Below are 13,459 nucleotides of genomic sequence, written 5' to 3'. Positions count from 1 at the left end.
GCGACCTACGGCGGCGGCATCAGGTGCCGCGCGACGCTACCTGCATCGCGCAAGACGGGCGGCCCATCAGCACTCGATGACGTTGACCGCCAGACCGCCGCGTGAGGTTTCCTTGTACTTGTCGCGCATGTCGCGGCCGGTGTCGCGCATCGTGCGGATCACCTTGTCGAGGCTGACCTTGTGCTTGCCGTCGCCGCGGAAGGCCATGCGCGAGGCGTTGATCGCCTTGACCGCACCCATCGCATTGCGCTCGATGCACGGGATCTGCACCAGGCCGCCGATCGGATCGCAGGTCAGGCCAAGGTTGTGTTCCATGCCGATTTCGGCCGCATTCTCGATCTGGCTCGGCGTGCCGCCGAGTGCGGCCGTGAGGCCAGCAGCGGCCATCGAACAGGCCACGCCCACTTCGCCCTGGCAGCCAACTTCCGCACCCGAAATGCTGGCGTTTTCCTTGTAGAGGATGCCGACGGCGGATGCGGTCAGCAGGAAATCGAAGATGCCCTGCTCGGTGGAGTTCGGGCAGAAGCGGTCGTAGTAGTGCAGCACCGACGGCAGGATGCCGGCCGCGCCATTGGTCGGCGCGGTGACGACGCGGCCGCCGGCGGCGTTCTCTTCGTTGACGGCGAGCGCGTAGAGGTTCACCCAGTCGAGCACGGTCAGCGGATCGCGCATGCCGGCTTCGGGCTTCGACGACAGTTCGGCATGCAGCGCCGGCGCGCGGCGGGTGACGTGCAGGCCGCCGGGCAGGGTGCCGGTCTGGCGGATGCCGCGTGCGACACAGGACTGCATCGCTGCCCACAGTTCGCGCAGGCCTTCGCGGATCTCGTCCTCGCTGCGCCAGACCTTCTCGTTCTCCAGCATCAGCGTCGCGATGCTCAGGCCGTGCGTGTTCGCCTGCGCGATCAGCTCGTCGCCGCTCGAGAACGGGTAGGGCACGTCGGTGGTGTCGGCGACGATACGGTCTTCGGCCGCCTCGTCCTCGTTGACGACGAAGCCGCCGCCCACCGAGTAGTAGTCGCGCGTCGCGATGACCGCGCCCTCGGCGTCGTACGCGGTGAAGCGCATGCCGTTGGTGTGGAAGGGCAACTTCTGCCGCTTGTTCATCACCAGATCCGACTTCTCGTCGAAGGCGATCTCATGCGTGCCGCCGAGACGGATGCGCTTCTCGCCCCGGATGCGGATCAACGCATCGGGAATGATGTCCGGATCGATCTGGTTCGGCATGTGGCCTTCGAGGCCCATCATCACGGCCTTGTCGGTGCCGTGGCCGCGACCGGTCAGCGCGAGCGAACCGAACACCTCGGCGCGCACGCGGACGACATCGTCCAGCCGCCCCGGCACGTCGAGCCAGCGGCGCACGAAACGCGCGCCCGCGCGCATCGGCCCGACGGTATGCGAGGAACTCGGCCCGATGCCGATCTTGTAGAGGTCGAACGTGCTGACTGCCATGTGGCTATTCTACGGCTCGCGCCTGCATCCAGGCCTGCCGCAACGCGACATGACCGCTCCGACCCTGATCCTGTACCAGCGCGACGACTGCCACCTGTGCGATCTGGCGCTGGATGTGCTCGCCAGCGCCGGCGTGCCGGCGTTCGAGAGTCTCTTCATCGACGATGATCCGGCGCTCGAAGATCGTTACGGCGCGCGGGTGCCGGTGCTGCGCGACGCGAACGACGGTCGCGAACTCGACTGGCCTTTCAATGCGGACACGGCGCGGCGCTGGCTGCGCCGCTGACCGCGCTGCGCGGCGTTACCTGGCCGGCTGCAGGTAGACCCGGGTGCTGACCGCGATCTCGTTCGGGATCGTGCCGGTGTCGGCCCAGTCGCCACCACCCACGCCGAAATCGAGACGGCGCACGGTCGCACGGCCCGACAGCAGCGGGCGCGCGCCGTCGGTCCAGGTGAAGGTCAGGGTCACCGGCTTGCGCACGCCGCGCAGTTCCAGCGTGCCGTCGGCGGCGTACTGGCCGTTGCCGAGATCGCGGAAGCCGGTCGAGGTGTAGGTCGCCTGGGCGAACTTCGACGCGTCGAAGAACGCGTTGCCGCGCATCTCGGTGTCGTAGTCGGCGTTCTGCGTGGTCGCGGTGGCGACGGGAATGGTCACCGCGAGCTTGCCGGCGGCCAGATTGGCCGGATCGAAGCTGACCGTCGTGCGGAAGCCGGGGAAGGTGCCGGAGAACGTCTCGCCCTGGTACTTGCCGGCGAAGGCCAGTGAAGAGCCGGGTGCCTGCACGTAGTCGGCAGCGAAGGCGGGCAGGGCGAGCGCGGCGGTCAGCGCGCCGAGGGCGAGGGAGCGGATCATGCGCATGGAGTCAGTCCTGAAGAGGCGGAGTCGGAGTACGGGCGCGCAGCCAGCCACGCGGCAGCATGCGCGCCAGCGTGTCATCGCGCTGGAAGATGTGGTGATACAGGGCGGCTGATGCGTGCAGCAGTGCAAGGCCGACCAGCGTCCAGAACAGCAGTTCGTGCACGTTGCCGGCGAGCTGGCGCAGGTCCGCATCGCGCGTCACCAGTGACGGCAGATTGACCAGCTTGAACCACTGCAACGGATAGCCAGCGGCAGAATTGAAGGTCCAGCCGCTGAGCGGAATCGCGAACAGCAGGCCGTAGAGCAGCCAGTGGGTGACCGACGCGACCCGGTCCTGCCAGCGCGGGGTACCCGGCACCGCACGCGGCGCGCCGGCGTACAGGCGCCACAACAGACGCAGCGTCGCCAGCGCGAGGATCGTCAGGCCCAGCGACTTGTGCAGCGCGTAGATCTCGATCTTGGTCGGGCTGTTGCGCATGTCGCCCATGACCAGCCCGAGGATGCCGGTCGTCAGAATCAACGCCACGACCAGCCAGTGCAGCAGCTGGCTGACGCCGCCCCAGCGGTCGGGTGGATTGCGGAGCGTCACGGATTCGGCTCCGTCGGCGGGGCTGCCGGCGTGGTTTCGACAGGCGTCTCTGGTGCGGGAAGGCCGGTATCGGCTGCGTCATCCGCGGCATCCGGTGCATCGCCCGCATCCGCGCCGCCGCGACTGCGCGAGGCTTCCACTTCCAGCCGCAGCTCGACGGCGTCACCGATCACCGACTTCCACGCATCGATGCCGAATTCGGCGCGCGACAGCAAAGCGGTGGCCGAGAAGCCCACGGTGCGACGGAATGGCGGCAGCGGATAGCGCTTGAGTCCGTTGAGCACGACCTGCAAGGCGACCTCGCGGGTTTCCCCGCGCAGGGTCAGGTTGCCGTGCACGATCGCGCGCTGCGCGTCGATCGGCTCGATGCGGGTCGAGACAAACGTCGCGACCGGATGACGCTCGCCGTCGAGCAGATTGCGCGCGAGCGTCGCCTGGTTCCATTTCGCATCGCCCAGATCGACGCGTGCGATCGGAATCGACACCTCCACCCGCGCGGTGCTCCAGTCGTCGGGATCGAACACGATCGTGCCGGTACTGCCCGACACCGTGCCGATCGCCTTCGAAAAACCGGCATGGTCGATCGCGAACTGCACGCGGGTATGCACCGGGTCCAACGCGTACTGCGCCGGCGCGGCCCATGCGGGCGCGCCCATGCCGAGCAGCAGCAGGGATGACAGGAAGAGCTGGCACGGCAGTCGCATCGGAAAGTCCGGATGGCAGCGGAGCGGGCGGTCGTGCCGATTCTAGGCGCGTGCTGTCGGTACGGCGCAACTTGCGGTGGCAACGCAGCGTTGCGAGGATGCTATCCGGGACGCGCGGTCAACGCGCGGTGGTGATGTACGGGGAGCAGGATGCGCGTTGCAGGGATGATGCTGGTGTGGCTGTGGTGCTGCCTGTCGGCCGGCACCGCGTGGGCGCAGAACGGCGCGGTCACCGCCAGCATCCCGCAGCCGCGGCAGATCGGCGTACTGGATGGGCTGCCGTCGAATCGCGTGAACGCGATTGCCGAAGACAGGCAGGGCTATCTGTGGATCGCCACGCGCGACGGACTGGCGCGCTATGACGGCGTGGGCTTCCGTGTCTGGCGCGTCGAGGACGGGCTCGGCGACAACTACGTCTGGGCAGTACACGTCGATGCGCAGGACCGCGTCTGGGTCGGGACGCGGCGTGGTGGCCTGTCGATGCTTGATGCGGAGCGCACCACGTTCACCCGTTACAACCACGACACCCACGCCGAGATCGGCGTCGACGATGTCTGGGCCGTGATGTCGACGCCGGATGGGGCGATCTGGTTCGGGACTGCGGAGTCGGGTCTCTACCGGCTTACGCCGGAGGGCGGGCTGCGGCGATTCCGTTCGGATCCGGAAGACCCACGCAGCCTGCCGGCGGATGGCGTCAGCTACATTGTGCTTGCTGCCGGTGGCGCGCTGTGGATCGGCACGAAGAACGGTGTCGCGCGGTGGAACGGGCGCGATTTCGAGCGCGTTCCGTCGCCGGCGACCGCCACACGAATGGTCAACGGTCTGGTGCTCGATACCGCAGGCGATCTGTGGATCGGTGCACAGGGCGGTGGTGTGGTGCGGCGCGCGGATGGCCACACGGAAATGATGCCGGAGGTCGATCCGGTGATGCGCGCGCCCGTCTTGCACATGCTCGTCCAGGATCGCCAGGGCGCGCGCTGGTTCGACACGCGCAGCGGCCTCGCGCGTGAGGTGGATGGCCATCTCGATGATGTGCCGCTCTACAGCTTCGCCAGTCGAGGGCCCGTGCGACCGTCGTGGTCGTCGGGCTTCCAGGATCGCGAAGGCGGGCTCTGGTTCGCGAGCGTAGATGCTGGGCTTTGGTATCTCCCGGCGAATTGGCGCAATTTCACCGTGTTGCAGCGCCGCGTGCTGGACTCGACCACGCCAGCGAATGCTTTCGTACATGGGGTCGCACGGGCTGCCGACGGCGGCTTCTGGCTTGTCGGCAATGGCGGGGTGCTCGATCACCTCGATCCGGTCACGGGCGTTGTCGAACATCGTCTCTCCGAGGTGTGTGGGAGCGAACCAAACCGCAGTGTCCATGAGACCAATGCCGGCATCGTCTGGATCGGATGTTTTCGGCAGTTAGTGCGCTTCGATCTGGCGAATGGCGACGTGCGGCGCTGGTACCAGGACGACGAGGACGCGCCTGCACCTGCTGGTCAGCACATCGACACCATCCTTGAACAAGACGACGGCACAGTCTGGTTCGCCAGTGATCTGGAGCTGCAAGCGCGTGCGCCTGACGGGCGTCTAATCGAATCAATTCGAGCAGGCGATGGCCGTGGCATTCCGCCGTTGATCCGCCCGATGACCATCGCGCGGGCTCCTGACGGTGGGATCTGGCTCGCAACCACGCGTGGCATCTACGCGTGGAAGAGCGAGAGCCGCACCTTCGAGCCGCTGCCCGGCGCGCCGCAGCGCACGATCAGCGCGATCGCGCAACAGGGAACGGACACCGTCTGGCTGGCGGGGCCGGGGACGCTGGAGGCCTATCACTGGAATGGCGCGCTGCTGACGCGGCAACTTTCGTTCGGACGTGCGAACGGACTGCCGCAGGTGATGCCCGGCGGAATCGCCGTCGACGCCAGCGGCACGGTCTGGATCACCACCGTACGAGGGCTGGTGCGTCTGGATCCAACGACATCGCGCATCCGCGTCTATGGCGTGCGCGACGGATTGCCGAGCCAGGAATTCAGTGAACAGCACATCGGCGTGTCGCGCGACGGCCACTTCGCGGTCGGCACCGGCGAAGGGCTGCTGCTGTTCCATCCAAGCGACGTGCATCGACGCGACGAAACGCCCACGCTGGTGATCGAATCGATCGATCTGCGTCGCGACGACGACCGTGTCGACGTTCCGATCCAGGGCCCGATCGAGTTGCGTCACGGAGATCGTGACTTGCGCGTGGGCGCGCGCCTGCTGTCATTCACCGATGCGCATGCCCATCATTACCGGTTCCGGCTGGAAGGTTACGAATCGGAATGGGTAGACGCGGATGCGAACGCCGAGCGCGTATTCCCGCGTCTCGAGCCCGGGCGCTACACCTTGCACGTGGAGGCGCGGACCGAGGATGGTGAATGGACCGCGCTGGCGCCCGTGATTATTCGTCAGGCACCGCCCTGGTGGCGTACGGTCTGGGCGCTGCTGGGTGCGCTGCTGCTGGCGGGTTTCGTGGTGTGGCGGGTTGCCAGTGCCTATCGTGCCCGCCTCAAGCGGCGTCATGCCTGGCAGTTGGCCGAGGACAAGCGCAATCTCGCCGAACAGGCATCCCTCGCGAAGACGCGCTTCCTCGCCACGCTGGGGCACGAAGTCCGCACGCCGATGACCGGTGTGCTCGGTATGAGCGAACTGCTGCTTCATACGGATCTGGATGCACGCCAGCGCGGTTATGCCGAATCGATCCGCCGCGCGGGCGACCATCTGATGCGCCTCGTCAACGACGCGCTCGATCTGGCGCGTATCGAGGCCGGCAAACTCGAGCTCGACCCGCAGCCCTTCGAGGTCACGCGGCTGGTGCAGGATGTCGTCGCGATGTGCGCGCCGATGGCGCGCCAGAAATCGCTGGGCTTCGATGTGGTCATCGATCCCGCGGTGCCGGCGTGGGTGCTCGGCGACGCCGGGCGCGTGCGCCAGATCCTGCTCAACCTGCTCGGCAATGCCGTCAAGTTCACCGAGCGCGGCAGCGTCGGCCTGCGCGTGGACATCGATGCGGCTGGCGCGCTGCGCTTCGTCGTCACCGATACGGGGCCGGGCCTGAGCGACGAACAGCGTGAGCGCCTGTTCCGCCGGTTCGAGCAGGCCGAGGGCGCGCGCACCGCGTCGCGGTACGGCGGCAGTGGGCTGGGGCTTGCGATCAGTCAGGAACTGTCGGTGACGATGGGCGGGCAGATCGATGTGGACAGCACACCAGGCGAAGGCACGCGCTTCCGCGTGGTGCTGCCGCTGCCGATCGTGACCGAGCCGCCCAGGACACAGTCCGATCTGGGACTTGAGCGGATCACCTCTGCGATCGGCCTGGAAATCCTGCTGGTCGAAGACGATCAGACCGTCGCTGACGTGATCGCCGGATTGCTGCAGTCGCAGGGGCACGAGGTGGTGCATGTGATGCACGGTCTCGGTGCGCTCTCAGAGATCGCAACGCGCAGCTTCGATCTGGCGTTGCTCGATCTCGATCTGCCCGGCGTCGATGGCCTGACCCTGGCCGGCATGATGCGCGCGCACGGGTTTGTGCAGCCGATGATCGCGGTGACCGCGCGCGCCGATGCCGATGCCGAAGCCGCTGCGCGTGCGGCGGGCTTCAATGGGTTCCTGCGCAAGCCGCTGACCGGCGAGATGCTGTCGGATTCGCTGGCCTGGAGCTGGCGACCGACGCGCGACGAAGACGAGCCCGAAGCCGGACTGTGATGGCGGGCGCCTGGATGCGGCGCGGCGGCTGAACGGCGCGCGCGTCGTCTTGCTGGCGTCTCAAATGCCGCGACGGCGCGGTTGCAGGCTTGCCGCCTCGTGCACAAGCCGCTACCCAGACTGCGCCCATGGCCGTCGCGTCCAATGATCTGATCCAGCTGCGCCCGGAAGGGCTGTACTGCCCCGCGGGCGATTTCCACATCGACCCGTGGCGCCCGGTGCCGCGCGCGGTGATCACGCATGGTCATGGCGACCACGCCCGGACCGGCATGGGCGCGTATCACACGACCCGGATCGGCCTGCCGATCCTCGAATGGCGACTCGGCGAACAGATCTACGCGGCGCACGAATACGGCGTCCCGTTCCAGATGGGCCAAGCCACGGTGTCGCTGCATCCGGCCGGGCACGTGCTTGGATCGGCGCAGGTACGTGTGGCGGTCGACGGCGAAGTCTGGGTCGCCTCGGGCGACTACAAGCGCCAGCACGATCCGACCTGCGACCCGTTCGAGGTCGTGCGCTGCGACACCTTCATTACCGAGGCGACGTTCGGGCTGCCGGTCTACCGCTGGCCAGATACGTCCGAGGTCGCGCGCGACATCGTCACCTGGCGCGACCACTGCGCCGAACGCGGCGAGGCCGCGATCCTCTACTGCTACGCGCTCGGCAAGGCGCAGCGCGTGCTGGCCGAGCTCGCGGTGCATACCGACGAGCCTGTGCTGTTGCATGGCGCCGTCGCGACCGGTGTCGAGGTGTATCGCCGCGCCGGCGTGTCACTGATCGACACCCTGCCGGTGGTCGACACGGACAAGGCTGCCGACTTTGCCGGCAAGCTCATCCTCGCGCCACCGTCCGCTGCAGGCAGTTCATGGATCCGCCGCTTCCGCCGCGCGCAGCAGGGTTTTGCGTCGGGCTGGATGCAGCTCCGCGGCAACCGGCGTCGTCGTAATTACGATCGCGGCTTCGTCGTGTCCGATCACGCTGACTGGCCGGACCTGATGCGCACCGTGCGCGAGACTGGCGCGTCGCGGGTGATCGCCACGCATGGCAATACCGACGCGATCATTCGCGCGCTGCGCGAGGACGGGATCGCGGCCGAGGCGTTCCGGACGGATTTCGGGGGCGAGGAATGAGGGTGCTTCGCAGTGCGCCGGACGCTTCGGAGCGGTCGATATGAAGCGCTTTGCCCAGCTTTATCGCGAGCTCGACCAGAGCACCGCCACCCTCGACAAACGCGCGGCGCTGATCCTCTATTTCCGTGAGGCGCCGCCACGCGATGCGGCCTGGGCGCTGTACCTGCTGTCGGGCGGCAAGGTCGCCAGCGCACGCAAGAAGATCGCCAATACGCGCGAGCTGCGCGAGTGGATCGCGGTCGAATCGGGCACGCCCGACTGGCTGGTCGACGACAGCTACGACCAGGTCGGCGATCTGGGTGAGACGCTGGCATTGCTGCTGGGCGATCCGGTAGAGGCGTCGCCGGACATCGCGCTTGCGGACTGGATCGAAACGCGGTTACTGCCGGTGGCCAACAAGGACGTCGAGGTCCGTCGGGCGGTCATCGTCGAGGCCTGGCGCACGCTGCGTTTCGATGAGCGCTTGCTGTTCAACAAGCTGTTGACTGGCGCGTTGCGCGTCGGGGTGTCGCAGCGACTGGTGCAGCAGGCATTGGCCGAGTTGACCGGCATTGATATCGCACGGCTCGCGCAGCGCATGCTCGGCAGCTGGGCGCCGACACCGGATTTCCTGCGCGATCTGCTGTCGCCCGAGGAACTGCCCGGCGATCGCCAGCAGCCGTATCCGTTCTTTCTCGCCTCGCCGCTGGAGTCGGCGCTGCGCGCGGAAGCGGGATTGCCCGAAGCGGAGCCGGTCGAAGAGGGCGAGCCGACGATCGCGCCTGACATCATTGCGCTCGCCAACGATCCCGATGCCGTCGCGCGTGCGCTCGGGCCGATCGAGGACTGGCTGCTCGAATGGAAATGGGATGGCATTCGACTGCAGCTGCTGCGTCGTGATGGCGAGGTCGCGCTGTGGTCGCGCGGCGAGGAGCGTCTGGACGGACGTTTTCCCGAGATCGAAGCGGCGGCGATGTCACTGCCCGACGGCGTGGTGCTCGACGGCGAACTGCTGGCCTGGCGCGCGGATGAAGATGCGCCGCTGCCGTTCACCGCATTGCAGACGCGCATCCAGCGCCTCAAGCCTGGACCGAAGACGCTGGCTGACACGCCGGTGCGCCTGCAGGTCTATGACCTGCTCGAACGCGACGGCGAAGACTGGCGTGCCCGGCCGCAGCACGAACGCCGCGCGGCGCTGGAAACTTTGATCGCGGCGCATGGCGATCCGCGCATCGTGGTTTCGCCGCGTGTCGACGTCGCGGACTGGCCGTCGGCGGCGCAGTTGCGCGAGGAGGCGCGCGACCGCGGCGTCGAAGGCCTGATGCTCAAGCGCGCGAGTGCGCCGTACCAGACAGGGCGGCGTCGCGGCGACTGGTGGAAGTGGAAGATCGACCCGTTGACCATCGACGCGGTGCTGCTCTACGCGCAGGCCGGCCACGGCCGACGCAGCACGCTCTACACCGACTACACGTTCGGCCTGTGGGACGGTGAGGCACTGGTGCCTGTCGCCAAAGCGTATTCCGGTCTGGACGACAGCGAGATCCTCGCGCTCGACAAGTGGATCCGCGCGCATACCCTCGAACGCTTCGGGCCGGTGCGCTCGGTACGTGCGCATCAGGTGTTCGAACTGGGCTTCGAGGCCGTCAACGTGTCGAAGCGGCACAAGTCCGGCATCGCGGTGCGGTTCCCCCGCATCCTGCGCTGGCGTCACGACAAGCCGATGGCCGAGGCTGACCGGCTCGAGACCTTGAAGGCACTGGCGCGATGACGCCACGCGCCACGCGCACGCGGGCATCCAAAGCCACGGCCGCGCCGCAGGATGACATCGCGAAGCCGACGCCCAAGCGTCTGCGCGGCGCTGATGCGCCGATGCGCGCATGGTTCGAAGCGCAGGGCTGGACGGCGGCGCCCTTCCAGCGCGAGGTCTGGAAGCGCTATCTCGCCGGAGAATCCGGCCTGCTGCAGACGCCGACCGGCAGCGGCAAAACACTCGCTGCGATCGGCGGTCCGCTGCTAGAAGCGCTCGCGTCGGCGCCGCGTGCCGAAGCACCATCCAAACCTCGCAAGCGACCTGCAACCCGGCCGCCTGGCAGCCTCAAGGTGCTGTGGATCACCCCGCTGCGCGCGCTCGCGGTCGATACCACGCGTGCACTGCGGGCGCCGATCGAAGCGCTGGGGCTGGACTGGGTAGTCGCGATGCGAACCGGCGATGCGAGCGCGCGCGACCGGCGCCTCGCGCGCAGCGGGCAGGCCGATGTGCTCGTCACCACGCCCGAATCACTGTCGTTGCTCCAGTCCTATGCCGACATGGCGCCGCAGCTGTCGCAGCTGCAGTGCGTCGTCGTCGACGAGTGGCACGAACTGCTCGGCAACAAGCGCGGCGTGCTGCTGCAGCTGGCGCTCGCGCGCCTGCGCCGATTGAACTCCGCGCTGCGCATCTGGGGCGTGTCGGCGACACTCGGCAATCTGGACGAAGCGCGCGATGCGCTGTTGCCGCATCTGCCGGATGCGCCGCTGGTCGCCGGTGTCGCGCCGAAGCGGTTCACGCTCGATACCCTGCTGCCCGGCGAGGACGAACGCTTCCCGTGGGGCGGCCATCTAGGCCTGGCGCAATTGCCGCGCGTGCTCGAACGATTGATGGCCGAGCGCACCAGTCTACTGTTCGCCAACACGCGCTCGCAGGCCGAGCTGTGGCATCGCGCCTTGAATGCCGTGTGGCCGGAAGCGCCCGAAACGCTGGCGCTGCACCACGGCTCCCTCGATCCCAAGCTGCGCGCTGCCGCCGAAGAAGGACTGCGCGACGGCAGCATCCGCTGCGTGGTCGCGACGTCCAGTCTCGATCTGGGCGTCGATTTCCCCGCGGTCGACCAGGTGCTGCAGATCGGCAGTCCGAAAGGCGTCTCGCGTTTGCTGCAGCGCGCCGGCCGTGCGCGCCATCGTCCCGGCGAAGCGGGGCACGTGGTCTGCGTGCCGACGCATGCGCTGGAACTCGTCGAATACGCCGCCGCGCGTGCCGCCGTCGCCGCCGGCACCATCGAATCGCGACCGCCGCCGGTGCTCAGCCTCGATGTGCTGGCCCAGCATTGCGTCACGCTGGCGCTCGGTGGCGGATTCGACGCCGATGCGCTGTTCGATGAAGTGCGCGATACGCACGCCTTCCGCGCGCTCGACGACACCGCTTGGCGCGCGGTGCTCGATTTCATCGTGCAGGGCGGCACCGCGCTCGCGCACTATCCCGAATTCCGCCGCGTCGTGCGCGACGAGGACGGCGTCTATCGCGTCGACGACCGGCGCATCGCGCTGCGCCATCGCCTGTCGATCGGCACCATCGCCAGCGACGGCTCGGTGCGGGTGAAGCTGATGCGCGGCGGCGGTCTGGGTTCGGTGGAAGAGAGTTTCATCGGCCGGCTGCGACCGCGCGACAAGTTCCAGTTCGCCGGACGCACACTGGAACTCGTGCGGCTGGAAGACATGACCGCCTATGTACGCGTGGCGAAGTCCGGCAGTGGCACCGTGCCGAAATGGTCGGGCGGGCGCATGGCGCTGTCGGGCACGCTGGCACACGAGGTGGAACGTCTGTTCGAAGCACCGCGGGACGTGCCGGAACTGCGCGCGATCGGACGCCTGCTCGATCTGCAGCAGCGCCTGTCGGCACTGCCGGCGCCGGGTCGTCTGCTGGTGGAATGGATCCACGTGCGCGGCGGCCGGCATCTGTTCCTGTATCCCTTCGCCGGCCGACAGGTGCACGAAGGTCTGGCCGCGCTGTGGTCGCTGCGCTGGGGCCGCCTTCATCCCAACAGCTTCTCCTTCTCGGCCAACGACTACGGACTGGTGCTGTCGCCCGCACAGGACGTCGAGCTCGATGTCGATGACATCGCCGCGCTGCTGACGCCGGAATCGCTACTCGAGGATCTGCGCGAGAGCCTCAACCTCGCCGAACTCGCGCGCCGCCAGTTCCGCGATATCGCACGCGTCGCCGGACTGCTGCCGCCATCTCTGCCGGGTCGGGCGCCACGTTCGATGCGGCAGGTGCAGGCGTCGAGCGGCCTGCTGTTCGACGTGCTGCGCCGGCACGATCCCGATCACATGCTGCTGGCGCTGGCCGAACGCGAAGTCTTCGCCGCGCAGCTCGAAGTCGTGCGCCTGCGCGAAACGCTGGAAGACTGCAGCGGCCGCACGCTCGCGCTGCATGCGCTCAAGACGTTCACGCCGATGTCGTTTCCGTTGTGGGCCGAGTCGCTGCGCGGTCAGCTCAGCACCGAGGACTGGCGCACACGCGTGCAGCGCGCCGCGGCGCAGCTGGAAAAACGCAACCGTGGTTGAGGCGTCGATCCCGGGCAGCCTCGTCATCGACGTGGCGGGCGAATCGCTGGTGTTGCTCCCCGGTCGCGCGCTGTGGTGGCCACGCAGGTCGCTGCTCGCGATCGCGGACCTGCACCTGGGCAAAGGCGATCATTTCCGCCGGGCCGGCATCGCGCTGCCCAGCGGCGGCACCGCGCATGATCTGCAGCAGCTCGATGGCCTGCTCGCATCGACCCGTGCCGCGCGGCTGCTGGTGCTCGGTGACCTGCTGCATGCGGCAGTGACCGATGCGCCCTGGCGCGACACCTGGATGGACTGGCGCGGCGCGCGCGCCGCGCTGTCGGTCGAACTCGTCAGCGGCAACCACGACCGCGCATTGCACGCGCGCCCGGGCCTGGCGGCGGAACTGGGCATCCACGTGCATGGCGCGGCGCTGGCGTTCGACCCCTTCCTGTTCGTGCACGACCCGGCCGACATCAGCGACGCGGCCGCGGGCTATCGGCTCGGTGGTCACCTGCATCCGGTCGTGCGTCTGCCGGGCGTGCCGCGGCTGCCGGCATTCTGCTTCGACGCCACATCAGGCGTATTGCCGGCATTCACCGCGTTCGCCGGTGGCTGGCGCGTCGACCAAGAGCCCGGTACGCGTCTGTTCGCCTGCGCACCGGACGTGGTCGTGGACCTGTCGCCGAACTGAGTCTTCGCGGCAGGCGCGGCTAGA

At 68.1% G+C, this 13,459-nt stretch carries 10 protein-coding genes; 6 read left to right on the top strand and 4 right to left on the bottom strand.

The genetic code is table 11. The features are described 5' to 3' along the window. Positions 1 to 66: 66 nt before the first annotated feature. Positions 67 to 1,449 carry an L-serine ammonia-lyase gene (locus ACZ9YD_RS13970; protein WP_465075869.1) on the bottom strand — a complete coding sequence of 461 codons (1,383 nt, stop codon included), beginning with the start codon at positions 1,447 to 1,449 and terminating at the stop codon, positions 67 to 69. A gap of 49 nt (positions 1,450 to 1,498) precedes the next feature. Between ACZ9YD_RS13970 and ACZ9YD_RS13965 the strand changes: the two genes are divergently transcribed. Continuing rightward, positions 1,499 to 1,735 carry a glutaredoxin family protein gene (locus tag ACZ9YD_RS13965; protein ID WP_465075868.1) on the top strand — a complete coding sequence of 79 codons (237 nt, stop codon included), beginning with the start codon at positions 1,499 to 1,501 and terminating at the stop codon, positions 1,733 to 1,735. 15 nt (positions 1,736 to 1,750) lie between these two features. On the opposite strand, the gene ACZ9YD_RS13960 is transcribed toward ACZ9YD_RS13965, so the two are convergent. From ACZ9YD_RS13960 to ACZ9YD_RS13950, 3 genes are read right to left on the bottom strand one after another with little or no spacing between them, the layout of a single operon-like run. Beyond that, on the bottom strand, positions 1,751 to 2,302 hold the full coding sequence (locus ACZ9YD_RS13960) for a YceI family protein (RefSeq protein ID WP_465076048.1): 552 nt from the start codon (positions 2,300 to 2,302) through the stop codon (positions 1,751 to 1,753). A 10-nt stretch (positions 2,303 to 2,312) separates the two neighbouring features. Continuing rightward, positions 2,313 to 2,897, bottom strand: a complete 585-nt coding sequence (locus tag ACZ9YD_RS13955; RefSeq protein WP_465075867.1) for a cytochrome b — start codon at positions 2,895 to 2,897, stop codon at positions 2,313 to 2,315. Further along, positions 2,894 to 3,601, bottom strand: coding sequence for a YceI family protein (locus tag ACZ9YD_RS13950; protein ID WP_465075866.1), 708 nt, complete (start codon positions 3,599 to 3,601; stop codon positions 2,894 to 2,896). The genes ACZ9YD_RS13955 and ACZ9YD_RS13950 overlap by 4 nt, the downstream gene beginning before the upstream one ends. Before the next feature lie 150 nt (positions 3,602 to 3,751). Between ACZ9YD_RS13950 and ACZ9YD_RS13945 the strand changes: the two genes are divergently transcribed. From ACZ9YD_RS13945 to pdeM, 5 genes are all read left to right on the top strand, one after another. Continuing rightward, positions 3,752 to 7,330, top strand: coding sequence for a two-component regulator propeller domain-containing protein (locus ACZ9YD_RS13945; protein ID WP_465075865.1), 3,579 nt, complete (start codon positions 3,752 to 3,754; stop codon positions 7,328 to 7,330). 128 nt (positions 7,331 to 7,458) lie between these two features. After that, positions 7,459 to 8,460, top strand: coding sequence for a ligase-associated DNA damage response exonuclease (locus ACZ9YD_RS13940; protein ID WP_465075864.1), 1,002 nt, complete (start codon positions 7,459 to 7,461; stop codon positions 8,458 to 8,460). A gap of 40 nt (positions 8,461 to 8,500) precedes the next feature. Then, complete coding sequence (locus ACZ9YD_RS13935; protein ID WP_465075863.1) at positions 8,501 to 10,207, top strand: cisplatin damage response ATP-dependent DNA ligase; 1,707 nt, start codon at positions 8,501 to 8,503, stop codon at positions 10,205 to 10,207. Positions 10,208 to 10,308: 101 nt separating this feature from the next. Next, entirely contained in the window at positions 10,309 to 12,762 is a 2,454-nt protein-coding gene (locus tag ACZ9YD_RS13930; RefSeq protein WP_465076047.1) for a ligase-associated DNA damage response DEXH box helicase, read from the top strand. Continuing rightward, positions 12,755 to 13,435 carry a ligase-associated DNA damage response endonuclease PdeM gene (gene pdeM / locus ACZ9YD_RS13925; RefSeq protein WP_465075862.1) on the top strand — a complete coding sequence of 227 codons (681 nt, stop codon included), beginning with the start codon at positions 12,755 to 12,757 and terminating at the stop codon, positions 13,433 to 13,435. The genes ACZ9YD_RS13930 and pdeM overlap by 8 nt, the downstream gene beginning before the upstream one ends. The last annotated feature ends 24 nt before the right edge of the window (positions 13,436 to 13,459 follow it).

The sequence above is a fragment of the Luteimonas sp. AC640a genome (assembly GCF_979256585.1).
This window is presented reverse-complemented; position numbering and strand designations above follow the sequence as displayed.

Bases quoted from the DNA above. Each gene is read 5' to 3' on its own strand.
- ACZ9YD_RS13970 (WP_465075869.1), bottom strand. From the start codon at position 1,449: ATGGCAGTCAGCACGTTCGACCTCTACAAGATCGGCATCGGGCCGAGT.
- ACZ9YD_RS13965 (WP_465075868.1), top strand. From the start codon at position 1,499: ATGACCGCTCCGACCCTGATCCTGTACCAGCGCGACGACTGCCACCTG.
- ACZ9YD_RS13960 (WP_465076048.1), bottom strand. From the start codon at position 2,302: ATGATCCGCTCCCTCGCCCTCGGCGCGCTGACCGCCGCGCTCGCCCTG.
- ACZ9YD_RS13950 (WP_465075866.1), bottom strand. From the start codon at position 3,601: ATGCGACTGCCGTGCCAGCTCTTCCTGTCATCCCTGCTGCTGCTCGGC.
- ACZ9YD_RS13945 (WP_465075865.1), top strand. From the start codon at position 3,752: ATGCGCGTTGCAGGGATGATGCTGGTGTGGCTGTGGTGCTGCCTGTCG.
- ACZ9YD_RS13940 (WP_465075864.1), top strand. From the start codon at position 7,459: ATGGCCGTCGCGTCCAATGATCTGATCCAGCTGCGCCCGGAAGGGCTG.
- ACZ9YD_RS13935 (WP_465075863.1), top strand. From the start codon at position 8,501: ATGAAGCGCTTTGCCCAGCTTTATCGCGAGCTCGACCAGAGCACCGCC.
- ACZ9YD_RS13930 (WP_465076047.1), top strand. From the start codon at position 10,309: ATGCGCGCATGGTTCGAAGCGCAGGGCTGGACGGCGGCGCCCTTCCAG.